Annotated in this window: 26 protein-coding genes; all 26 read right to left on the reverse strand. The window is 74.9% G+C overall.

Annotated elements, in window-relative coordinates:
- Nucleotides 1–12: 12 nt before the first annotated feature.
- Nucleotides 13–1,152, reverse strand: coding sequence for a flagellar biosynthesis protein FlhB (locus FBY24_RS03340; RefSeq protein ID WP_142158060.1), 1,140 nt, complete (start codon nt 1,150–1,152; stop codon nt 13–15).
- Nucleotides 1,149–1,868, reverse strand: coding sequence for a flagellar biosynthetic protein FliR (locus FBY24_RS03345; RefSeq protein WP_142163122.1), 720 nt, complete (start codon nt 1,866–1,868; stop codon nt 1,149–1,151). Before FBY24_RS03345 ends, FBY24_RS03340 begins: the two co-directional genes overlap by 4 nt.
- A gap of 55 nt (nt 1,869–1,923) precedes the next feature.
- On the reverse strand, nt 1,924–2,196 hold the full coding sequence (fliQ, locus tag FBY24_RS03350; RefSeq protein WP_140460676.1) for a flagellar biosynthesis protein FliQ: 273 nt from the start codon (nt 2,194–2,196) through the stop codon (nt 1,924–1,926).
- Nucleotides 2,196–3,047, reverse strand: coding sequence for a flagellar type III secretion system pore protein FliP (gene fliP / locus FBY24_RS03355; protein WP_255432195.1), 852 nt, complete (start codon nt 3,045–3,047; stop codon nt 2,196–2,198). The genes fliQ and fliP overlap by 1 nt, the downstream gene beginning before the upstream one ends.
- Entirely contained in the window at nt 3,044–3,526 is a 483-nt protein-coding gene (locus FBY24_RS03360; RefSeq protein ID WP_142158062.1) for a flagellar biosynthetic protein FliO, read from the reverse strand. The genes fliP and FBY24_RS03360 overlap by 4 nt, the downstream gene beginning before the upstream one ends.
- Entirely contained in the window at nt 3,526–4,233 is a 708-nt protein-coding gene (fliN, locus tag FBY24_RS03365; RefSeq protein WP_142158065.1) for a flagellar motor switch protein FliN, read from the reverse strand. Before fliN ends, FBY24_RS03360 begins: the two co-directional genes overlap by 1 nt.
- Nucleotides 4,230–5,180, reverse strand: a complete 951-nt coding sequence (locus FBY24_RS03370; RefSeq protein ID WP_255432196.1) for a flagellar motor switch protein FliM — start codon at nt 5,178–5,180, stop codon at nt 4,230–4,232. Before FBY24_RS03370 ends, fliN begins: the two co-directional genes overlap by 4 nt.
- 202 nt (nt 5,181–5,382) lie before the next feature.
- Complete coding sequence (gene fliL / locus FBY24_RS03375) at nt 5,383–5,916, reverse strand: flagellar basal body-associated protein FliL (RefSeq protein WP_142158067.1); 534 nt, start codon at nt 5,914–5,916, stop codon at nt 5,383–5,385.
- Between the two features lie 94 nt (nt 5,917–6,010).
- Nucleotides 6,011–6,913, reverse strand: a complete 903-nt coding sequence (locus tag FBY24_RS03380) for a flagellar motor protein MotB (protein WP_142158069.1) — start codon at nt 6,911–6,913, stop codon at nt 6,011–6,013.
- The gene (locus tag FBY24_RS03385; RefSeq protein WP_142158071.1) at nt 6,910–7,686 is read right to left on the reverse strand and encodes a motility protein A; all 777 of its coding nucleotides are present in this window, start codon (nt 7,684–7,686) and stop codon (nt 6,910–6,912) included. The genes FBY24_RS03380 and FBY24_RS03385 overlap by 4 nt, the downstream gene beginning before the upstream one ends.
- Nucleotides 7,686–7,970 (reverse strand): flagellar FlbD family protein, encoded by a 285-nt coding sequence (locus tag FBY24_RS03390; RefSeq protein ID WP_142158073.1) that lies wholly within the window; start codon nt 7,968–7,970, stop codon nt 7,686–7,688. Before FBY24_RS03390 ends, FBY24_RS03385 begins: the two co-directional genes overlap by 1 nt.
- A gap of 136 nt (nt 7,971–8,106) precedes the next feature.
- Entirely contained in the window at nt 8,107–8,724 is a 618-nt protein-coding gene (locus FBY24_RS03395; RefSeq protein WP_142158075.1) for a D-alanyl-D-alanine carboxypeptidase family protein, read from the reverse strand.
- Between the two features lie 24 nt (nt 8,725–8,748).
- Complete coding sequence (locus tag FBY24_RS03400) at nt 8,749–9,930, reverse strand: flagellar hook protein FlgE (RefSeq protein WP_142158077.1); 1,182 nt, start codon at nt 9,928–9,930, stop codon at nt 8,749–8,751.
- 27 nt (nt 9,931–9,957) lie between these two features.
- Nucleotides 9,958–10,443, reverse strand: a complete 486-nt coding sequence (locus FBY24_RS03405) for a flagellar hook capping FlgD N-terminal domain-containing protein (RefSeq protein ID WP_142158079.1) — start codon at nt 10,441–10,443, stop codon at nt 9,958–9,960.
- A gap of 13 nt (nt 10,444–10,456) precedes the next feature.
- Complete coding sequence (locus tag FBY24_RS19350; RefSeq protein ID WP_142158081.1) at nt 10,457–11,830, reverse strand: flagellar hook-length control protein FliK; 1,374 nt, start codon at nt 11,828–11,830, stop codon at nt 10,457–10,459.
- Entirely contained in the window at nt 11,827–12,510 is a 684-nt protein-coding gene (locus tag FBY24_RS03415) for a C40 family peptidase (protein ID WP_142158083.1), read from the reverse strand. Before FBY24_RS03415 ends, FBY24_RS19350 begins: the two co-directional genes overlap by 4 nt.
- Nucleotides 12,507–12,953 carry a flagellar export protein FliJ gene (gene fliJ, locus FBY24_RS03420; RefSeq protein WP_142158085.1) on the reverse strand — a complete coding sequence of 149 codons (447 nt, stop codon included), beginning with the start codon at nt 12,951–12,953 and terminating at the stop codon, nt 12,507–12,509. The genes FBY24_RS03415 and fliJ overlap by 4 nt, the downstream gene beginning before the upstream one ends.
- On the reverse strand, nt 12,950–14,287 hold the full coding sequence (locus FBY24_RS03425; RefSeq protein WP_255432197.1) for a FliI/YscN family ATPase: 1,338 nt from the start codon (nt 14,285–14,287) through the stop codon (nt 12,950–12,952). The genes fliJ and FBY24_RS03425 overlap by 4 nt, the downstream gene beginning before the upstream one ends.
- Nucleotides 14,284–14,952 carry a FliH/SctL family protein gene (locus FBY24_RS03430; protein ID WP_142158087.1) on the reverse strand — a complete coding sequence of 223 codons (669 nt, stop codon included), beginning with the start codon at nt 14,950–14,952 and terminating at the stop codon, nt 14,284–14,286. Before FBY24_RS03430 ends, FBY24_RS03425 begins: the two co-directional genes overlap by 4 nt.
- The gene (fliG, locus tag FBY24_RS03435) at nt 14,945–15,940 is read right to left on the reverse strand and encodes a flagellar motor switch protein FliG (protein ID WP_142163128.1); all 996 of its coding nucleotides are present in this window, start codon (nt 15,938–15,940) and stop codon (nt 14,945–14,947) included. The genes FBY24_RS03430 and fliG overlap by 8 nt, the downstream gene beginning before the upstream one ends.
- On the reverse strand, nt 15,940–17,532 hold the full coding sequence (gene fliF / locus FBY24_RS03440; protein WP_142158089.1) for a flagellar basal-body MS-ring/collar protein FliF: 1,593 nt from the start codon (nt 17,530–17,532) through the stop codon (nt 15,940–15,942). Before fliF ends, fliG begins: the two co-directional genes overlap by 1 nt.
- Nucleotides 17,532–17,837 carry a flagellar hook-basal body complex protein FliE gene (gene fliE / locus FBY24_RS03445; RefSeq protein ID WP_142158092.1) on the reverse strand — a complete coding sequence of 102 codons (306 nt, stop codon included), beginning with the start codon at nt 17,835–17,837 and terminating at the stop codon, nt 17,532–17,534. Before fliE ends, fliF begins: the two co-directional genes overlap by 1 nt.
- Nucleotides 17,837–18,235, reverse strand: a complete 399-nt coding sequence (gene flgC, locus FBY24_RS03450; protein WP_140460692.1) for a flagellar basal body rod protein FlgC — start codon at nt 18,233–18,235, stop codon at nt 17,837–17,839. The genes fliE and flgC overlap by 1 nt, the downstream gene beginning before the upstream one ends.
- A complete protein-coding gene (gene flgB, locus FBY24_RS03455; protein ID WP_142163130.1) occupies nt 18,235–18,576 on the reverse strand; it encodes a flagellar basal body rod protein FlgB in 342 nt (113 codons plus the stop codon). The genes flgC and flgB overlap by 1 nt, the downstream gene beginning before the upstream one ends.
- Nucleotides 18,577–18,782: 206 nt before the next feature.
- Complete coding sequence (locus FBY24_RS03460) at nt 18,783–19,118, reverse strand: hypothetical protein (RefSeq protein ID WP_255432198.1); 336 nt, start codon at nt 19,116–19,118, stop codon at nt 18,783–18,785.
- Between the two features lie 10 nt (nt 19,119–19,128).
- On the reverse strand, nt 19,129–19,578 hold the full coding sequence (fliS, locus tag FBY24_RS03465) for a flagellar export chaperone FliS (protein ID WP_142158096.1): 450 nt from the start codon (nt 19,576–19,578) through the stop codon (nt 19,129–19,131).

Below are 19,578 nucleotides of genomic sequence, written 5' to 3' on the forward strand. Positions count from 1 at the left end.
CGTTGGCGTTCTTCACGGTCGTCTCCTCGGGGTGCGGCGCACGTCGGGCGCGCCGTCGGGCAGGGTCGTGCCGGTCGGCAGGCGGTGCTGACCGGCTCCGGCTCCGCGCCGGCGCAGGGCCATCACGAACGCGAGGACGCGGGCGACGGCGGTGAACAGCTGCTCGGGGACCTCGGCGCCCAGCTCGCACGCGGCGTGCAGGGCCCGGGCCAGGGGGACGTCCTCGACGAGCGGGACGCGGTTCTCGGTGGCGAGGGCGCGGATGCGGGTGGCGACGGCCCCCTGGCCCTTGGCGATGACGCGGGGCGCGCCGCGGCCGGGCTCGTAGCGCAGCGCGACGGCCACGTGGGTGGGGTTGACGAGCACGACGTCGGCCTTGGCGACCTCGGACATCATGCGGTTGCGGCTCATGCGCGCCTGGCGGGCCCGGATCTGCCCCTTGACCATCGGGTCGCCCTCGGTGCGCTTGTTCTCCTCCTTGATCTCCTGCTTGGTCATGCGCGTCTGCTTGCGGTTGCGCCGCACGACCACGACGACGTCGGCGACGGCCATGAGGACGCCCGCCGCGATCCCGAACCGCAGCAGCTGCGCGGCCCCGGAGCCGGCGAGGTCGAGCAGGCCCTGCAGGGGCATCCGCCCCGACGTCATGAGCACGGGCACCAGGCCCTGCACGACGAGGACCATGACGACCGCGACCGCGCCCGTCTTGAGCACCGTCTTGACGGCCTCCCACCAGACCTGGCCGCCGACGAGCTTCTTGGCCATCGACGCCGGCTTGAGGTGGTCGAACTTGGGCTTCATGCTGCGGAACCGGATGCCGCCCTGGGCCGCCGCGACCGCGATCGAGACGACCACGAGCACCACGAACATCGGCGCCAGCGTGCTGACGACCGAGCCGAGGCCCACGCCCAGCACGTCGAGGGCGGCCTGCGGGGTGGGGGTGCGGGCCACGTCGCGCACGTGCGCCATCTGGTCGAGCGCCGCGTCGCCGGCGTTGGAGACGACGGTCGGCAGCATGAGGGCGGCCGCGCCCAGGCCGAGCCAGGCCGACAGGTCCTGCGAGCGCCCGAGCTGCCCCTTGCGGTGCACCTCCTTCATGCGCTGCGCGGTGGCCTTCTCGGTGCGCTCGCCGCCGCCCTCCCCGCCGCTCATCGCAGCACCTCCGGGACCAGGGTGAGCGTCTGCCCGCTGAGGGTGGAGACCACGCCGGGCAGCGCGAGGACGGCGAACCCGCCGAGCGTGAGGGTCAGCAGGATCTTCAGGGGGAAGCCGAGCGCGAACGCGTTGAGCGCGGGCGACACGCGGGTGAGCAGGCCGAGGCCGACGTCGGCGAGGAACAGCACGACGAGCAGAGGGCCCGCGATCTGCAGCGCGGCGACGAACATGCCGGTGAGGCCGTCGGTGAGGGTGCTCGCGAGCTCGGCGGGCGCGAACGACAGGCCCAGGGGCAGCGCGTCGAAGGTGCGCACCAGGCCGGTGAGGACCATGTGGTGCCCGTCGGAGGCGAACAGCAGCACGATCGCCAGCAGCTGGTACAGGCGGGAGAACTGCGCACCGCTGGACATGCTCAGGGGGTCGAACGCGGCGGCGATCTGGAACCCGCCGAACAGGTCGATGAGCGAGCCGGCGGCCTGCACGGCCGAGAACAGCAGGTAGACGAGGAACCCGGTGGCCGCGCCGATGGTCGCCTGCAGCACGAGCGCGCCGACGAACCCGGCGGTGCTGTCCTGCTCGACCTGGTCCATGCCGGGCGCCACGGCCAGGGCCAGGCCCGTGGCGAGCGCGACCTTGACGCCCGCGGGGATCGCCCGCTGGGAGAACGGCGGGGCGATCACGAGGAACGCGACCATGCGGACCGCCACGAGCATCGTCGTCTGGACGGCGCCCAGCGGCAGCGTCAGCGCGGTGCCCGGGAAGTCCACGTCAGCCCCCGACCAGCGCGGGGATGCGGTCGAACAGCTCGGTGGTGAAGCTCGTCAGCTCGGTGATCATCCAGTGCCCGGAGATCAGCAGCGCCGCGGCGACCGCGACGGCCTTGGGCACGAACGAGAGCGTGACCTCCTGGATCTGCGTCACGGACTGCACGAGGGACACGGCGAACCCGACGACGAGGGCCGTGACGAGCACGGGGGCGGAGAGCTTGGCGGTCAGGACGAGCGCGTCGAGGGCGACGTCGAGGACGGCGGTGGTGTCCATCAGCCCGCCCCGGTGTAGGAGCCGACCAGCGACGTGACGATCAGTCCCCACCCGTCGACGAGGACGAACAGCAGGAGCTTGAAGGGCAGCGACACCATGATGGGCGGGAGCATCATCATGCCCATCGACATCAGCGCGGCCGAGACGACCAGGTCGATGACGAGGAACGGCACGAAGATGACGAAGCCCATGATGAACGCGGCGCGCAGCTCGGACAGCAGGAACGCCGGCGCGAGGACCGTGAACGGCACGTCGTCGGGGGTCGCGGGGTTCGGGCGGTCGGCGGCGCGGGTGAGCAGGGCGATGTCCTGCTCCCGGGTGTGCCCGAGCATGAACTCGCGCAGCGGCTCCTGGCCGGCGTCGACGGCCTGCGTGAACGTCAGGGAGCCGTCGAGGTAGGGCTGCACGCCGGCGTCGTTGATGCCGCCCAGCACCGGCGCCATGACGAACAGCGACAGGAACAGCGCGATCCCGGCGAGCACCTGGTTGGGCGGGACGCCCTGCAGGCCGAGCGCGTTGCGGGTCAGCGACAGCACCACGACGATCTTGGTGAAGCTCGTCGTCAGCAGCAGCAGCGACGGCGCGACCGACAGCAGCGTGATGCCCAGCAGCACGACGATCGAGCTGCTCGGCGTGCCGTTGACGCCGTTGACGTCGACGCTCACGGTGCCCTGGCCGGGGTCGGCGGGGGCCTGCGGCTGCGCGGGGGCGGCCGGCGGGGCGGGCTCGACCGCGGCGTGGGCGCCGGACGCACCCGTCACGGACAGCACGACGACGAGGGCGGCGACCGCCGCGAGGAGCAGCAGGACCCGGGGCAGCGCACGGCGGGCCGTGGCGCGGGCCGCGCTCACCGGCGCACCGTGCGGTCCTGGAGCGCGCGCACCGTGTCGCGCCAGGTCCGCGGGGACAGCAGGGAGCCCGCGAGCGGGTCGGGGCGCAGGGAGATGACCTCGGCGTCGCCCAGCTCGCGCCGGTCGACGACGGACGGGCGGGCGCCCGGGGTGCGCGGCGCACCGGAGACGGCGTCCTCGACGGACGGGCGGGGCGTGGGCAGCGACGCCACCGGCGGCAGGTCCGCCACGGGCGCGATCTCCGTGAGCATCGTGACGTGCTGCTCGCCGTAGCCGACGAGCAGGCGCCGGTTGCCGACGGCGACGACCGCGACGCCCGCGTGCCGGCCGAGGGCCTGCCGGGTGACGAGGTGCAGCTGGGCCTCGCGCGAGGTGTCGGAGACCCGGGCCCGCCCGAACCGACGGGCCAGGTACCAGACGAGCCCCACGACGCACGCGAGCGCCAGCAGCACCCGCGCGGCGAGCAGGACGCCGTCCATCAGCCGACCGGGTCCGCGCCGGCGACGATCTCGGTGACGCGCACGCCGTAGTCCTCGTCGACGACGACGACCTCGCCGCGGGCGATGAGGCGGCCGTTGACGACGATGTCGGCGGGGCTGCCGGCGGTGCGGTCCAGCTCGAGCACGGTGCCGGGCGTGAGGTCGAGGACCTGGCGCAGCGGCAGCCGCGTGCGGCCGATCTCCGCGGTCAGGGTCATCTCGACGTCGTAGAGGACGCGCAGGGTGCTGCCCGCGCCGGAGGCCGCGGCCGCGGGGGTGCGCTGCGTGGGCACCGCGGCGGCCGCGCCCTGCACGCGCACGGCGCACCACGCGGCGGGTGCGCCGTCGACGGACAGCGCGAAGACCTGGGAGTCGGCACCGACGACCTCGCCGGCCGTCGAGGAGCGGGTCGGTTCGAGGACGCCCGTGCCGAGCGCGGCCGCGGCGGCCTCGAGGGCGGGGCGCAGCGCGTCGGCGGGCTCGACGCCGCCCGCGGCGAGCGCCGCGACGACGTCCGGGCCGAGGACGAGCGCGACCTCGGCGGTGACGGGCCCGATGACGGACGCGACGAGCGCGGGGGTGCCGGCGCCGGGGCGGTCCGCGCCGGCCGGGGCGACGGTCAGCGGACCGGCGGCCGGGACGAGCGCTGCGGCGGCCTCCGCGGCCTGCAGGACGGTCGCGTCGGTGGGGGTGGCGATGGTGCTCATGCGGGGTTCTCCTCGACGCTGACGACCTGGCAGGCGAGCCGCGAGCCGTGGCTCCCGGCGGCGGCACGGGCGAGCACGATCCCGTCGACGACGACCTCGAGGGGCCGGCTCGCCGGGTGGTGCAGGGGCAGGAGGTCGCCGACGGCGAGGCCGGCGACGTCCCGCGGGTGGACGATCTGGGGCTCGCAGCGCACGACGACCTCGACGGGCACCTCGCGGGACGCGCGCTCCAGGTCGGCGCGGGCCGCCGCGAGGGCGCGCTGCTCGTCCTCGTCGCCGGCGGGTCCGCCGTCGGCGGCGCGCAGGGCGCCGAGCACGACGTCCGCCGGCAGCATGAGCGTGGCGGGGTCGGTCCGCTCGCCGACCCGCAGCGCGAACGACCCGACGAGCACGCCGTCGGACGCGGCGACCGCCTGGACGAACTGCGGGTTGTACTGGACCTGCTTGAGCGTGAGCTTCAGCGGCAGGACCGCCGCGAACGCGTACCCGAGGTCGTCGAGGGCGTGCTGGAGGATCTCGCGGACCACGGTGGTCTCGATCTCGGTGAGCTCGCGCTCCTCGCGCTCGTCGCCGATGCCCGTGCCGCCGAAGAGGTAGTCGACCCACACCAGCGCGGTCGCGACCGGCAGCTGCAGGATCGCGGTGCTGCGCGGGGTGTCGATCTGGCACAGGAACACCGCGGTGGGCGTGGGCAGGCCGCCGACGTACTCGTCGTACGTCATGAGGGCCAGGTCCTCGTTGGTCGCCTGGGCGGGTGTGCGCAGGCGGGCCGTGAGCTGCGTGCCCCAGAGGCGGGCGAAGCGCTGCAGGGCCATCTCGAGGTGGCGGGCGTGCTCGCGCGAGAGCGTCAGGGGACGCCGGAAGTCGTACGGCACCGGTTCGGTGCTGCGGCTGCGACGACGCGTGGGCGCGACGGGGCGTGCCGGCTGCGTGGGGGCTGGTGTCACGTGCTGCTCATCGGCGAGCGCGCACGGGTGTTGAGCAACCCGAACGGAGCAATCTCGGACGCGTGGTGCTCCTCGCCGCACCCGTCCTGGGCGCGGTGCCGGACCCGTCCGAGGGGGTCCGGCCCGAGGCGTGACCCGGCACCCTCCCTGGCGCCGGCGTTCCTGCCCCGCGTGCGCGACCGTCGGACGGCCGCGCACGCGGTCACTGCGTGACGTAGTTGGTCAGGTAGAGATCCATCACCTCTCCGTGGTAGGCCTCCTCGACCTGGTGCAGGAGCTCGCTCTTGAGCTCCTGACGGCCCTCGCTGCTCGACACCTCGGCCAGCTCGCGGCCCGAGTACAGGGCGATCGCGAGGTCGACGGCCTTCGAGCCGTCGATCGTGCCGTGCCCCTCGGCGCCGGCGTCGGCGGTCAGCTGGAGCGTCATGCCGAAGCGCAGGTAGTGCCCGTCGGCGAGGTTGAGGCTGATGGGCTCGATGAGGAGCACCTCGCCCGGCTCGTGGGTGGGCTCCGGCTCGGGGGCGGCGTCCGCGCCGCCCTTGCCGAGCAGCAGGAACGCGGCGACCCCGCCGCCGACCAGCACCACGACCGCACCGATGATGATGAAGAGCAGCTTCTTGCTCTTCTTCTTCGGCTCCGGCTCGGGCTCGGGGGTCTTGTCCCGCGCACCGATGGAGCCCCCGGGCTTGCTGCCCCCGATCTTCCCACTCGACACCACACGCTGCTCGACAGCCATGCTCACCCCTCCTTCGTCCGCGGGTCGTGGTCCGTCCCGTCCCTGCCCACGTGCCGGGAGGCTCCCCGCACGTGCCGTTCCTGCCCTGCGCCGGTCAGCCCCGGGTGAGGCCCGGCAGCAGCTCGCGCACCGTCTCCGGCGCCCCGCTGAGCACCACGAGGTCCACCCGGCGGTTCGCCGCGAGCGACGCGTCGTCCATGCCGTAGGCGATCGGACGGGCGTCGCCGTACCCGATCGCCGAGATCCGCGATCCCGGCATCCCGTCGCGCTCGACGAGGTGCCGCAGCACCTGCGTCGCGCGGTCCGCCGACAGCTCCCAGTTGGTCGCGTACCGCGAGCCCGCGGGCAGCACGTTGGCGTGCCCCTCGATCGCGATCTGCTCCGACAGGCCCACGAGCGTCGGCGCCGCCGCGTCGAGCACCCGCTGCGCCGTGGGCGTCAGCTCGGCCCGGGCGGGGGCGAAGAACACGTCGTTGGCGACCAGCCCCATGACCAGGCCCCGCTCGTCGATCCGGAACTTGACGAACGAGTCCAGCCCCTGCGACTGCAGCTGGGTCGCGATCTCGTCGCGGATCTCCTCCAGGTGACCGGCCTCCTGCTTCGCGAGCGCGAGGAGCTGCTCCTCGGCGTCGGTCGTCGGCTGCGGCTGCGGGTCGATGACGTTGGTGCCCTGCTGGCCGAGGCCCTCGTCCGCGGACACCAGGTCGGACGACCCGGACGCGTCCTGCTCCGTCAGGGAGCTCACGCCGTCGAGGACCGCCGGGTTGCCGTCGAGCACCGCGACCGACTGGCTGGCGTCGCCGAAGCCGGCGGCGAGCGACTGCCGCAGCTCGACGTACTTCTGCTGGTCGACCTGGCTGATCGCGAAGAGCACGATGAACAGGGCCATGAGGACCGTGATCATGTCGGAGTAGGAGACGAGCCAGCGTTCGTGGTTGACGTGCTCCTCGTCGTGGCCGCCCTTGCTGCGCCGCCCCTTGGGGGCGTGGCCGCTCATGCGGCCTCCTTCTCGGCGGCCTTCTCCGCGCCCGGCGGCAGGAGGCTGCGCAGCCGCTCGCCGACCGTGCGCGGGTTCGCGCCGGCCTGCACGGCCAGCAGCCCCTCGAGCGTGACCTCCATCTGCGCGCACTCCATGTCGGAGATGCGCTTGATGCGGGCGCCGATCGGCAGCCAGATGACGTTGGCCGAGAGGATGCCCCACAGGGTCGCGACGAACGCCGCGGCGATGGAGTGGCCCAGCGACGCGGGGTCGGAGAGGTTCTCGAGCACGTGCACCAGCGAGATGACCGTGCCGATGATGCCGACGGTCGGGGCGTACCCGCCCATGTCGGCGAAGTACTTGGCGTTCATGCGCTCGTGCGTGCGCTTCGAGGCGATCTTGTCCTCGAGGATGATCCGCAGGTCCTCGGGGTCGGTGCCGTCGATCGCGGCCTGCAGGCCCTGGCGCAGGAACGGGTCGTCGATGTCGCGCGCCGCGTCCTCCAGCGCCAGCAGACCCTCGCGGCGGGCCCGCTCGGCGAGGCCGACGACGGTCTCGACGGTCTTGCCCGGCTCGGGCGCCTTGCTGCGCATCGCCCGCGGGATCGCCGCGTAGGAGCTGATGACGTCCTTCATCGTGTGCCCGGCCACGCCGACGCCGATCGTGCCGACCCACACCAGCAGCAGCGGGGCGGGCAGGAAGATCGACATGGGGTCGGCGCCCTCGAGGAGCAGCGCGCCGAAGATGGCCCCGAGCGCGACGACGATGCCGATGATGCCGGCGGGATCCATCACACGCTCCTCGGTCGCAGGGGGACGGGCGGGGTGGGCTCGGTCTCGGCCTCGGGAGCGGGGACGAGCTCCATGCGGGGGCCTCGGTCGACCTCGCGGGACCGGGCCAGCAGGCCGGCGCGGTACGCGGTGACCAGCTCGATCACCTCGTCGAGGGACTCGCGGACGATGAACTTCGTGCCGTCGATGAGCGTGAGGATCGTGTCGGGCGCACGGTCCACGCGCTGGATGAGGTCCGGGTTCACCCCGAACTGGCCCCCGTTGAGGCGCGTCACGACGATCACGGCTGGTCCCGTCCCTGGTCACCTGGTGCCTGCGGCGGCGGTGTGCCGCCTGACCCCTCCGTGGGTCCTGGCACCCGTCCCATCGGCGCTCTTCCCGCGCTGTTGAGGGGTCGCGCGGGCGGACGGCGACGGGTCGTCACGTCTGGAACGCCCAGTGCCACGGCTCGCGCGGCGTGTCCTCGGCGAACCCGTACGCCCCGGCGTTCTGGCGCATCCACGCCTGCGCCTTGGCGTCGAGGTCGAGGTCCACGGCCATGCCCCACCCGTGGTCGGACGTGCCCGGGGCGGCCGCGAGACCGCCCTGGGAGTACAGGCCCTTGCGCCGCACCAGGTCCACCTGGGTCTCGTACGTGCGGTACGAGTCGGTGATGCCGATGTCGACGCCCTGGGCCTGCGCGGCCGCGAGGAGCTTCTCGAGCTGACGGGCGGCGGGCTCGAACAGACGGTGCCCGGTGTCACCGACCGCGGACACCGCGGAGTCGGGCAGCCGGCCGTTCTCGTACCCGGCGAGCGCCACGGGCAGGGGGTCGCCGTTGATGCGGGTCTCCCCCGACGGCGCGAGGTCGGCCGCCGACAGCGTCGACGTGCCCGTGCCCGTGCCCGTGCCCACCTGCTCCGCGAGCACCGAGGCGAACGCCGTCCCGGCGGCCGTCGACGTGGTGCCCGACGCACCCGTGACGGCCGCCGACGACGCGCCCGCGACCAGCTGCTCGATCTGCGAGACGCGCGCCGCGAGCGCGGCGATCCCCTCCATGCCGTCCCCCCGTCAGCCCGCGCGTCAGCGCTTGAGGTTGACGAGCTCCTGCAGGAGCTCGTCGGAGGTCGTGATGACGCGGGAGTTCGCCTGGAAGCCGCGCTGGGCGACGATCAGGTTGGTGAACTCGCTGGACAGGTCGACGTTCGACATCTCCAGCGCACCGCCGGCCAGCGTGCCGCGGCCGCCCTGCCCGGCCGCGCCGAGCGCCGGCTCGCCGGAGTTGACGGTCGTGCGGAACAGGGATCCGCCGGCCTTCTCCAGGCCCGCCGGGTTGGTGAACGAGCCCAGCGCGATGCGTCCGACGACCTGCTTGAGCGAGTTCGAGAACGACCCGACGATGGTGCCGTCCGCGTTGAGCGAGAACGACTGCAGCACACCGGCGGCCTGGCCGTCCTGCGAGACGGCCTGCGTCGTCTCCAGGCCGGCGAACCCGGTCATGGCCGACAGGTCCACGTCGACGCCGCCGACGGTGAGGGTCGTCGGGGCCGTGATCGCGCCCGTCGTCGCGTCGAACGTCATGGCCGTGGGCGCGACGGTCGCGGCGCCGTCGGTCGCACCGACGTCCCAGCCGGTGGCCGTCTTGGTGAACGTCAGCTCGAGCTCGCGCTCGTTGCCCGTGGCGTCGTACACCGAGATGGCCCGGGTCAGCACGGTGCCGGTGTCCTCGGCCTGGTCGAGGTTGCCGCTGAACACGGCGTTCTGCGTGGCGACGGCCGCCATGAGCGTGCCGGCCGGGACCCGCATGTCCGTCAGCGGACCGTTGGTGTCGACGACGCCGTTCACAGCCGCCCAGCCCTGCACGAGCGCACCGTCGCCGGGCAGCACCATCTGGCCCGTGGCGTCGAAGTCGAACGACCCCGCGCGGGTGTAGAACTGCTCGGCGCCCTTGCGGACGACGAAGAAGCCGTCGCCCTGGATCATCATGTCGGTGCTGCGGCCCGTGAGCTGCGACGCACCCTGCGTGAAGCTCGTGGTGATGCCCGCGACGCGCACGCCGAGGCCCACCTGCGCGGGGTTGGTGCCGCCGACGCCCGCCTGGGCGCCGCCCGCGTTCTGGACGACCTGGCTGAGGGTGTCCTGGAACTGGATCTGCGAGGACTTGAAGCCCGTGGTGTTCACGTTGGCGATGTTGTTGCCGGTGACGTCGAGCATCGTCTGGTGGCTGCGCAGGCCGGAGATGCCGGAGTAGAGCGAACGGAGCATGGTCGGTTCCTTTCGAGGGTGACCGCGTCAGGCGGTCGTCGTGGAGGAGCCGGTGCCCGCGGAGGCGTCGGCGTCGGGGGTGGTCGTGGAGGGCGTGCGGGTCACGGAGGACACGGCGTCGAGCGGCAGCTCGGTCCCGCCGATGCGGACGACCGGGACGGCGCCGGAGTAGGAGACGGAGTCGACGAGGCCGGTCTGCGTCGCACCGGCGTCGTCGACCCAGGTGACCTGCTGGCCGACGAGCTGGGCGGCGTTCGACCGCATCTGCAGGGCGAAGGCCTCGCGCTGGGTGTCGGCCAGCTCGACCAGCGCCTCCATCATCGACATCTGCGACGTCTGGGTCATGAGCTGCGAGGAGTCCATGGGGGCGCTCGGGTCCTGGTTGCGCAGCTGCGTGACGAGCAGCTCGAGGAACGCCTGCTTGTCGAGCTCCCCGTTGGAGGCGGTCGTCGACGCGGTCGTCGACGCCGCCGCCGTGCGGTCGGTGGTCAGGTAGGACACGTCGATGCTCACGTCAGCCTCCGGCTCACAGGACGAGGTCGAGGCCGCCACGGCGGGCGGTCGCGGGATCGGGTGCCGGGGTGGTCGGCACGGTGCCGGCCCGGTCGGTGGTGCCGCCGCCGGGGCGGTGCCCCGCGGCGGACCGGTCGGCGGTGCCGCGCCCGGTGGACGCGTCATCCGCCTGCTGCTGGGCCCGCCCGGCGTCGCCGCCGGACAGCCCCACGTCGGCCTTGAGGCCGGCGGCCTGCAGGTCGCGGCGCAGGTCCGCGAGCGAGCCCTTGAGGGCCTCGCGCGCCGCCTCCGACGCACCCGCGAGCTCGAGCCGCACCCCGTCGCCGGAGATGTGGGCGACGACCCGCACGGGGCCGAGGTTCTCCGGGTCGACCGGGACGGTCAGCACGTGCTTGCCGTGGTCGAGGCCGCCCACGTGGCGCAGCCGCGCACCGAGCTGCTCGGCGAGCGGGACGGGGACCGTCGCCGCCGCGGGCGCCGGGGCGGCGGCGGGCGCCGGCCCCTGCGCCGACGGCGCCGCGGAGGTCGCGGGCACGACGACCGGCGCGGCGTCGACCCGCACCGTCGCGTCGGGCACGGCCGGGGCCGTCGCGGCCGGCGCCTGGGCCGGCCGGGCGGTCTCGTCCGCCGCGACCGGTGCCGGCGCGACCGGGGTCGTCGCGGGGGTCGTGGCCGCCGCGGGCGCGGTCCCTGCCGTCGGGGCGGTGCCCGGCGCCGCGGTGGTGCCCGGCGCCGTGCCGTCCGCCGCGGGGACAGGCCCGGCGGTCTCCGGCGCGGTCGCCGGGACGGTTGCCGCGGCCGCCGGGGTCGTGGTCGTCGGCGCGGCACCTGCCGGCAGGGGCGCCGTCGGGGCGGCCGTGCCGTCGGCGAGGGCCGTCGCGTCGCCCGCGGGGGCCGCCGGCCCGACGGGCTGCCCCGTGGCCTGGCCCGCGAGCTGCCCCGCGGCCACCTGCTGGGCCGTGAGCTGCTGCGCGGTCAGCTGCGCCGCGGTCAGCGGCACCGCGGTCAGCGGCACCGCGGTCAGCGGCAGCGTCGCGGGGGCCGCAGCCGCGCCGTTGCCGTCGGCCGGGGACCCGGGGGTCGCGCCGTCGGTCGTGACCTCGGCCGCAGCGTCGGTCGCAGGGGCCGTCGTGGCATCGTCCGCCGCACCGGCGTCCGTCGTCGACCCGGCGCCGTCGGCGGGCCGGTCCGCGGACGGTCGTGCACCGGTGCCGGACGCCCGCTCGGAGGCGCGGTCGTGCGGGCGGGGCGCGGACGACCGGTCGGCGGCGGGGCCCATCTCGGCCTGCAGGACGTCGGCGAACCCGCCCTGCGACGAGCGCGACGACCCGGCGGCCGGCGTGCGCACCGGGGTCGGCGCGGACACGGGCAGGAGCATCGTGGTCATGAGGTCACCCCCGCGAAGGAGGCGAGCGCGCGGGCCTGGGCGGAGGCCGCCGCAGCCGTCGGCGCCGCGTCCGGCAGCAGGCGGCGGATCGTCGTCGGCTCCGCGTACACGTCGCGGACCGTCACGGTCCTCCCCGGGCGTGGTGCGTCGATCATCTTGCCCTCCCCCACGTAGATGCCGATGTGCGAGCCGCCACCGAGGACCACGAGGTCCCCGGGCCGGGCGTCGTCCAGCGACGGGACCTCGGTGCCTGTCGTCATCTGCTCGCGGGCCGTGCGCGGCACGCCCGTGACGCCGATGTCGGCGAGCGAGCGCTGCACCAGGCCCGAGCAGTCGAAGCCGCCCTCGGCGAGCGACTCCCCGCCCCACACGTACGGCTGCCCCAGGTAGGCGCTCGCGGCCGCGACGAGCGCGTCCCCGGTGGCACCGCCGGCGGCGGTCACGGGTGCCGCTGCCGTCGTCGGTGCTGCGGTCGTCGGTGCCGACGTCGTGGGCACGGTCGTGGCTGCACCCGTCACGGTCGGGGCTGCGGTCGCGCCCGTGGCCAGGCCGAGGGCCGCGGCGAACGCCTCCGTGGACGCGGGGGCCGTCGCGGCGGACCGCACGGACGTCGGCGCCGGCGCCTGCACGAACGCGCGGATCTCCGCGACCCGGCTCAGCATCGCCACGACCCCGCTCACGACGCACCCCCGTCACCGGGAGGCGCCGTCGGGTCGCCCCGACGGCCCGCGACCTCGTCGAGCGCCGCCTGCTCGGCGCGCCCCTCCTCGGTCGCGACCTGCTCGACGTGCTTCTCCTCGAGGCGCTCGACGGCGCGGGTCCGGGTCCGCGCGGCCGTCCAGCGCTGCTGCTTGTCGGCCACCACGTGGTCGGCGCGGTCCACGTCGTCGGTGTGCTCGACGAGCAGCGACGACAGCGCGACGCGGGCCGCGACGGCCGCCTGCCAGGCGGCAAGGTCCGCGGCGGCCGGCGGCTGCCACGAGCCGAGACGCTCGGCCGTGCGGCCGGCGCGCTCGGCGGCGCTGCGCTGGTCGCGGCGGGCGGCGGCGAGCTCGCCGACGGCCTGGTCCTCGGCCATCGCCCGCAGGCGCAGCAGGCCGGCGAGCGGGAACGGGCGGCTCATGACTCTCCCATCGCGTGCACGAGGGCACGCAGGTGCTGCCAGGACGCGGCCGCGGGTGCGGCCTCGTCCATGCCCTGGCGCAGGAACGCGTCGATCGCGTCGGCGTGCGCCACGGCCGTGTCGACCTTCGGGTTCGAGCCGGCGACGTACGCGCCGACGTCGAGCAGGTCCTGGGCCTGGCGGCGTGCCGCCATGACCGCGCGCAGCCGGGCGGCGTCGGCCCGCTGCTCGGGCGTCGAGACGCGGCCCGCCACGCGGGACACCGAGCCGAGGGCGTCGACCGACGGGAAGTGCCCGGACACCGCCAGGCGGCGGTCCAGCACGACGTGCCCGTCGAGGATGGAGCGCGCGGCGTCGGCGATGGGCTCGTTGTGGTCGTCACCGTCGACCAGGACCGTGTACAGGCCGGTCACGGAGCCGGTCGGCCCGGTGCCGGCGCGCTCCAGCAGCTGCGCGAGCAGCGAGAACGTGCTCGGCGGGTACCCGCGGGTGGCGGGGGGCTCGCCGACGGACAGGCCGATCTCGCGCTGCGCCATGGCCACGCGGGTCAGGGAGTCCATCATCAGCACCGCGTGCGAGCCCTGGTCGCGCAGGTGCTCGGCGATGCGGGTCGCCACGAACGCCGAGCGCAGCCGCACCAGCGGGGGCTGGTCGGACGTCGCGACGACCACGACGGACCGCTCCAGGCCCTCGGGGCCCAGGTCGTCCTCGAGGAACTCGCGGACCTCACGGCCACGCTCGCCGACGAGGGCGATCACGGAGACCTCGGCCTCCGTGCCCCGGGCGATCATCGACAGCAGGCTCGACTTGCCGACGCCGGAGCCGGCGAACAGGCCGAGGCGCTGGCCGCGGCCGGCGCTGACGAGGGTGTCCAGGACGCGCACGCCGAGCGGCATGGGGGTGTCGACGCGGGCGCGGTCCAGCGGGTGCGGCGCGGCGCCGTCCATCGGGGCCCACGCCTCGACGTCGAGCGGACCCTTGCCGTCGATGGGGCGGCCCAGGCCGTCGAGCACGCGACCGAGCAGGCCGCGGCCCACCGGCACGCGCAGCCCGGTGCCGTGCCCGCGGACCGGAAGACCGGCGCGCAGGCCGTGCGTGGCGGCCAGCGGCATGCAGCGCGACGTGCCGCCGGCGGTCGCGACGACCTCGGCCGGCACGGCGTCGGCGCCCTCGCCGATGGTCACGAGGTCACCCACGGCGGCGTCGGCGCCCGCGACCTCGACGGCCAGGCCGACGACGGCGCGGACGGTGCCGACGACCTCGGGGCGGGCGGCGTCGACCGCGCGGCCCCAGCGGGGGGTCGCGACGGCGCGGGTCAGGGTCGGGGTGCTCACAGGTCCCCCAGCGCGGCCCGGGCGCGCTCGACGGCGGCGGTGAGCCGCGCGTCGACGTGGCCGTCGGCGTGCTCGGCGACCGCGTCGCCCGGGGCGAGGGTCGGGTCGGCGACGACGCGGACGTCCTCGCCGAGGTCGGTGCCGGCCAACGCCTGCGCGTCGCGCGGGTGCAGGTGGACCACGACGGGCCCGGCGGGGGTGCGGGCGGCCAGCGCACGGCCGAGCGCGGCCTGCGCGGAGCGGCCCGCGTCGGACAGCTCGACGCCCAGCAGGGCGACGGCGAGCTCGACGGCGGCGGCGTGCACGGCGTCGAGGCAGTCGGTGAGCACCGGCTCCTCGCGGCGCTGCGCGGCCTGCGCGGCGACGGTCAGCGCGGCCACCGCGGCGGCGTGCTGCGCGGCCCGGGCGGCCTCGGCGGACGCGGCCCGGCCGGCGGTCAGCGCGGCCTCCGCGGCGGCCTGCGTGGCGGCACGGCGCGCACCGGCCGCGTAGCCTGCGGAGTACCCCGCGGCGAACCCGGCCGCGCGACCGGCGGTCGCCCCCGGGGCCTCGGGGTCGCCCGGCGCCGTGAGCGCGACGAGGCGCGTCGCACGCTCGGCGGGCACGGCCACGGCCACGGGGGACGGCGCGGTCCGCGGCATCGGCACGAAGTCGAGGTCAGGCAACGTACTCGTCCTCTCCCTCGCGGCGCACGACGATCTGGCCGTTCTCCTCCAGGCGGCGGATGACCTGCACGATCGCCGCGCGGGCCTCCTCGACCTGCGAGAGGCGGACGGGGCCGAGCATGTCGATCTCCTCGACGAGGTTCTCGCTGGCCCGCTCGGACATGTTGCGCAGGATCTTGTCGCGCACGTCCTCGCCGACGCCCTTGAGCGCGACCGACAGCGACGACGTCTCGACCTCGCGCAGCACGAGCTGCACGGCGCGGTCCTCGAGCAGCGTGACGTCCGCGAACACGAACATCAGGCTGCGGACCTCCTCGGCGAGCGCCTGGTCGCGCTCGGACAGGCCCTCGAGGATCGCCTTCTCCGTGCCGGGGTCGGCGCGGTTGATGATCTCGACGAGGGGCTTGACGCCGCCGACGGCGGACATCTCGCGCGGCGTCAGCACGGTCGAGGCCTTGCGCTGCAAGGACTCCGCGACGACGCTGACGACGTCCGGCGAGGCCCGCTCCATGAGGGCGATGCGGTGCGCGACGTCACCGCGCATCTCGCCCGGCAGGCCGGCGAGGATGGCCGACGCGTGCTCGGGGCGCAGGTGGGCGAGGACGAGCGCGACCGTCTGCGGGTGCTCGCCGTCCAGGAGCGACGCGATCTGGCGGGCGTCGGCCTGCTGCAGGAACTCGAACGAGCTGCCCGCGAGCGAGGACTGCAGGCGCTCCATCATCGAGCTGGCGCGCTCGGCGCCCATGGACGCCTCGAGCAGGTGCTGGGCCAGCGGCATGCCGCCGCCGAGCGCCGGACCGATCGAGGTCGCGTCGTAGAACTCCTCGATGACCTGGTCGGCCATCGACTGCTCGACGCGCTCCATGCGCATGATCTCGGACGTGAGGTCCTCGATCTCCTGCTCCTCGAGGCGCGACATGATCCGCGCGGCCCGCTCCTTGCCGAGCTGCATGAGCACGACGGCGGCCTTCTGCGTACCGGTGAGCATCAGCGGCGTCCCGTCGGCGTCATCCACCCGCGCAGGAGGTCCGCGACCTCGCCCGGGTCGTCGTCGGCGAGCGCGGTGAGCTCGGCCCGCTTGATGGCGGCGGTGTCGGGCACGACCGGCTCGGGCGCCGGCGGGAGCACCGGCAGCGCGTCCTCGGAGGGTCCGTCGAGCGGGACGACCGGCAGGGCGGCGGCCGCGTCGAGCTGGCCCAGGTCGACCGCCTCGCGGCGGGCCTTGCGCGACCGCCGGGCCAGCACGATCGCGATGATGATGACCGCGAGGAGCACGAGCCCGCCGATGGCGCCCTGACGGATGAGGTCCTGCTGGGCGGCGGCGGCCTCGGCGGCCTCGGCGGCGGCGAGCGCCTCCTCGGCGGCCTGCGCGGTCGCGGTGTCGAACTGCAGGCGCTGGACCGAGAGCTGGTCGCCGCGGGCGGTGTCGATCCCGACGGCGGCGGCGACGGCGGCCTCGAGGGCCGGCATGTCGACGGCGGCACCGGCGACCTCGTCGATCAGCACCGAGACGGACTGGCGCTGCACGACGCCCGCGGGCTGCTGCGTGACCTCGGTGGTCTTGTTGATCGAGTTCGTGACGTCCTCGGACTCGGTCCGGTAGGTGCCCGTGCCGCCGGCGGCACCGTCGGGCACGGCGATGTTGTCGGGCCCGAGGATCCCCGTGGCGCTGCCGCCGGTGCCCTCGTACTCCTCGACGGTCGTCGACGACGCGAGCGGCGGGACGTCCTCCGGCTGGGAGAACTCCTCCGTGGTGCGCTCGGTGGTGGCCGTGTCGAGCTCGGCGGAGACGTTGACCGTCGCGTTGCCGACCCCGACGAGCGGGTCGAGCATCGCCTGGACGGCGAGGCGCGTGCGCTCCTCGTACTCGGCGGTCTTGCTGTCGGCCAGTCCGGCGGTGACGCCCTCGCCGACCGCGGACAGCACGGCACCGGTGGAGTCGATCACGGCGACGTCGGTCGGCTCCATGCCGTCGACGCCGGCGGACACGAGGTGCACGATCGACTGCACCTGGTCGGCGGTGAGGGTCTGGCCGGCGCGGGTGCGGACGAACACCGACGCCGTGGGCGTCTGCTGCTCCTCGACGAACACCGTCTCCTCGGGGATCGCGAGCTTGACGGTCGCGGTCTCGACGCCGTCGATGGCGCCGACGGTGCGGGCGAGCTCGCCCTCCATCGCGCGCTGGTAGGTGGTCTGCTGCTGGAACTCCGAGGCCGTCATCGGCATGGAGTCGAGCAGCGAGTACCCGGCGCCGTCCGCGTCGGCCGGCAGGCCCGCGGCCGCCATGGCGATGCGCTGCTCGTACACGGCCTCGGCCGGCACGAGGACCGTGGACCCGCCGTCGCCGAGCTCGTAGGGCACGCCCGCGGCGTTGAGCTGCTCGACCACGGCCGACGCGTCGGTGCCGGACAGGCCCGAGAACAGCGGCGTGAGGGTCGGGCGCGCCATCCAGCTCGACAGCGCGACCCCGCCGAGCACCAGCACGGCGACCCCGATGAGCGCGAGCGTGCGCTGCGCGAGCGAGAACCCCTGGACCGCCCCGGACAGGCGGCCCATCAGCGACTTGACCTGCTCGGCCATCAGACCTGCATCCTCATGATCTCGGTGAACGCCTCGACGGCCTTGTTGCGCACGGTGGCGGTGAGCTCGAGCGCGAGCGACGACTGCGCGGACGCGACCGTGTAGTCGTGCACGTCGTCGAGGTCACCGGTGACGGCCTGCACGGCCAGCTGCTGGGACGTCGACTGCATCTGCTGGAGCTGGTCGACCGAGCCGAGCACCGACGCGAAGTCGACACCGGTCGACGCGGGCGTGGTGGGCGCGACCTGGCCGAGCATCGCGGCGGGCTGGACGCCGGTCACGCCGGCGACGGGGGCGATGGCCATCAGGAGCGTCCGATCTGGAGGGCGGCCTCGTACGTGGCCTTGGCACGGTCGACCACGGCGGCGTTCGCCTGGTACCCGCGCTGGGCCATGATCAGCTGCGTCATCTGCGAGGACATGTCGATGTCGGGGTAGCGCACGTAGCCCTCCTCGTCGGCCAGGGGGTGGTCGGGCTCGTAGACCATCCGGCCCTCCGCGCTGCCGAGGGCGATGCCGGCGACCTGCACGCCGCCGTCGCCACCGGTCATCTCCTGCGCGACGACGTAGCGCGCCTGGAAGGCGGCCTCGTCGCTGGAGCGGACGGTGTTCGCGTTCGAGAGGTTGTCGGACACGGCGTCCAGCCACTTGCGGTGGACGGTCATGCCGGTGCTCGCGATGCCGATGGCACCGAAGATCGTCATCAGGAGGTCCTCATCGCGGTGCGGACGGAGGAGAAGGTGCCGGACACGGCCTGCGTGGCCAGCTGGTAGCGCAGGTTGGTGTCGACGTTGAGGAGCGTCTCGGCGTCGAGGTTGACGTTGTTGCCGTCCTCGCGCGTGGGCTCCAGGGAGCGGGACACGCTGGCCTGCGCGGCCCCGTCGCCCCGCCCCACGGCGGCGGCGAGCGCGTCCTCGAACTGCACCCGCTGGGCGTGGTAGCCCGGGGTCTGCAGGTTCGCGACGTTGTCCGCGATGACGCGCTGGCGCAGCGCCAGCCCGTCGAGCGCGCTGTTGAGCGCGACGTAGCTCACGGAGTCGAACATGCCCATGGCAGGGACCACCTCACCGACGACGGTGCTTCGGGGGGCGGCCGATCCGTGGCCTGGGGTGTGAGCGATCCGTGCTCCCCCCGCCCATCGGACGGGGCACCGGGGGTCTGAGCGGTTCGTGCGCCGCGTCGTGGGTGAGGCGGTCCTTTCACCCGGGTGGACCAGCGCGGGTGCCCGGGTCGTCCCCGGACGCCCGGTTCTCAGCCCTGGGTGTCGAGGTAGACGGGCACCGCGGGGGTGCGCGCCTCGATCGTGCGGGTCGCGTGCAGGTGCCGGCGGCTGACGACGACGGCCTGCGCGATGCGCGCGGCGGCGTCGAGCTGGCGGTCGAGCAGCGCCTGGGCGCGGTCGCGCAGCGGCAGCGGCAGGGCGCCCAGGCCCGACGGCGGGCGCCACGCGGCGGCGCGGGCGACGTCGGCCACGTCGGGCAGGTGGGCGGCCTCGAGCAGCCGCTCGGCGGACTCGACGTCGAGCTCCATCTCGTGCAGCGCCTGCTCCCAGCGCGCGTGCCAGACGTCCTCGTCGGGCGCGGCCACGGCCAGCACCTCAGCCGACCCCGAGCAGGCCCGTGCCGGTGCTCTGCGCGAGGGGTGCGGCGGGGGTGACGGGGGCGGCCGGGGCCTGGGCGCGCGCGACGGAGTCGGCGGCCTCGTGCCACGTCCGCGCGAGCGGCTCGACGATCTCGCGGCACCCGACGACGCGGGCGACGTCCCCGGTGCCGGCGGCACCGATGAGCTCGGTCAGCAGGTACGTGTAGATCGACAGGAGGCGGTCGCCGCCGTCCCACTCGCCGGTGTCGAGGCTGGCGACGAGCTCGGCGACGATCTCCTGGGCGTGCGCGAGGTGCTGCGTCGCGTCGGGCCGGCGCCCCTCCTCGAGGGCCAGCCGGGCACGGTCGACGTCGAGGAGCAGCCGGTCGTAGAGCATCGTCAGCAGGCGCGCCGGGCTGGCCGTCTCGACGGCGGCGGCGACGTACCGGGTGCGTGCGTCGTACAT

It is taken from the genome of Cellulomonas sp. SLBN-39, assembly GCF_006715865.1.
GTDB lineage: Bacteria > Actinomycetota > Actinomycetes > Actinomycetales > Cellulomonadaceae > Cellulomonas.

What these genes read in the sequence shown, in the direction of transcription:
- FBY24_RS03340 (WP_142158060.1), bottom strand. Translation starts at nt 1,152, where the DNA reads ATGAGCGGCGGGGAGGGCGGCGGCGAGCGCACCGAGAAGGCCACCGCG.
- FBY24_RS03345 (WP_142163122.1), bottom strand. Translation starts at nt 1,868, where the DNA reads ATGCTCGTGGCGGTCCGCATGGTCGCGTTCCTCGTGATCGCCCCGCCG.
- fliQ (WP_140460676.1), bottom strand. Translation starts at nt 2,196, where the DNA reads ATGGACACCACCGCCGTCCTCGACGTCGCCCTCGACGCGCTCGTCCTG.
- FBY24_RS03360 (WP_142158062.1), bottom strand. Translation starts at nt 3,526, where the DNA reads ATGGACGGCGTCCTGCTCGCCGCGCGGGTGCTGCTGGCGCTCGCGTGC.
- fliN (WP_142158065.1), bottom strand. Translation starts at nt 4,233, where the DNA reads ATGAGCACCATCGCCACCCCCACCGACGCGACCGTCCTGCAGGCCGCG.
- fliL (WP_142158067.1), bottom strand. Translation starts at nt 5,916, where the DNA reads ATGGCTGTCGAGCAGCGTGTGGTGTCGAGTGGGAAGATCGGGGGCAGC.
- FBY24_RS03380 (WP_142158069.1), bottom strand. Translation starts at nt 6,913, where the DNA reads ATGAGCGGCCACGCCCCCAAGGGGCGGCGCAGCAAGGGCGGCCACGAC.
- FBY24_RS03385 (WP_142158071.1), bottom strand. Translation starts at nt 7,686, where the DNA reads ATGGATCCCGCCGGCATCATCGGCATCGTCGTCGCGCTCGGGGCCATC.
- FBY24_RS03395 (WP_142158075.1), bottom strand. Translation starts at nt 8,724, where the DNA reads ATGGAGGGGATCGCCGCGCTCGCGGCGCGCGTCTCGCAGATCGAGCAG.
- FBY24_RS03400 (WP_142158077.1), bottom strand. Translation starts at nt 9,930, where the DNA reads ATGCTCCGTTCGCTCTACTCCGGCATCTCCGGCCTGCGCAGCCACCAG.
- FBY24_RS19350 (WP_142158081.1), bottom strand. Translation starts at nt 11,830, where the DNA reads ATGACCACGATGCTCCTGCCCGTGTCCGCGCCGACCCCGGTGCGCACG.
- fliJ (WP_142158085.1), bottom strand. Translation starts at nt 12,953, where the DNA reads ATGAGCCGCCCGTTCCCGCTCGCCGGCCTGCTGCGCCTGCGGGCGATG.
- fliG (WP_142163128.1), bottom strand. Translation starts at nt 15,940, where the DNA reads ATGCTCACCGGTACGCAGAAGGCCGCCGTCGTGCTCATGCAGCTCGGC.
- fliF (WP_142158089.1), bottom strand. Translation starts at nt 17,532, where the DNA reads ATGGCCGAGCAGGTCAAGTCGCTGATGGGCCGCCTGTCCGGGGCGGTC.
- fliE (WP_142158092.1), bottom strand. Translation starts at nt 17,837, where the DNA reads ATGGCCATCGCCCCCGTCGCCGGCGTGACCGGCGTCCAGCCCGCCGCG.
- flgC (WP_140460692.1), bottom strand. Translation starts at nt 18,235, where the DNA reads ATGACGATCTTCGGTGCCATCGGCATCGCGAGCACCGGCATGACCGTC.
- flgB (WP_142163130.1), bottom strand. Translation starts at nt 18,576, where the DNA reads ATGTTCGACTCCGTGAGCTACGTCGCGCTCAACAGCGCGCTCGACGGG.
- fliS (WP_142158096.1), bottom strand. Translation starts at nt 19,578, where the DNA reads ATGTACGACGCACGCACCCGGTACGTCGCCGCCGCCGTCGAGACGGCC.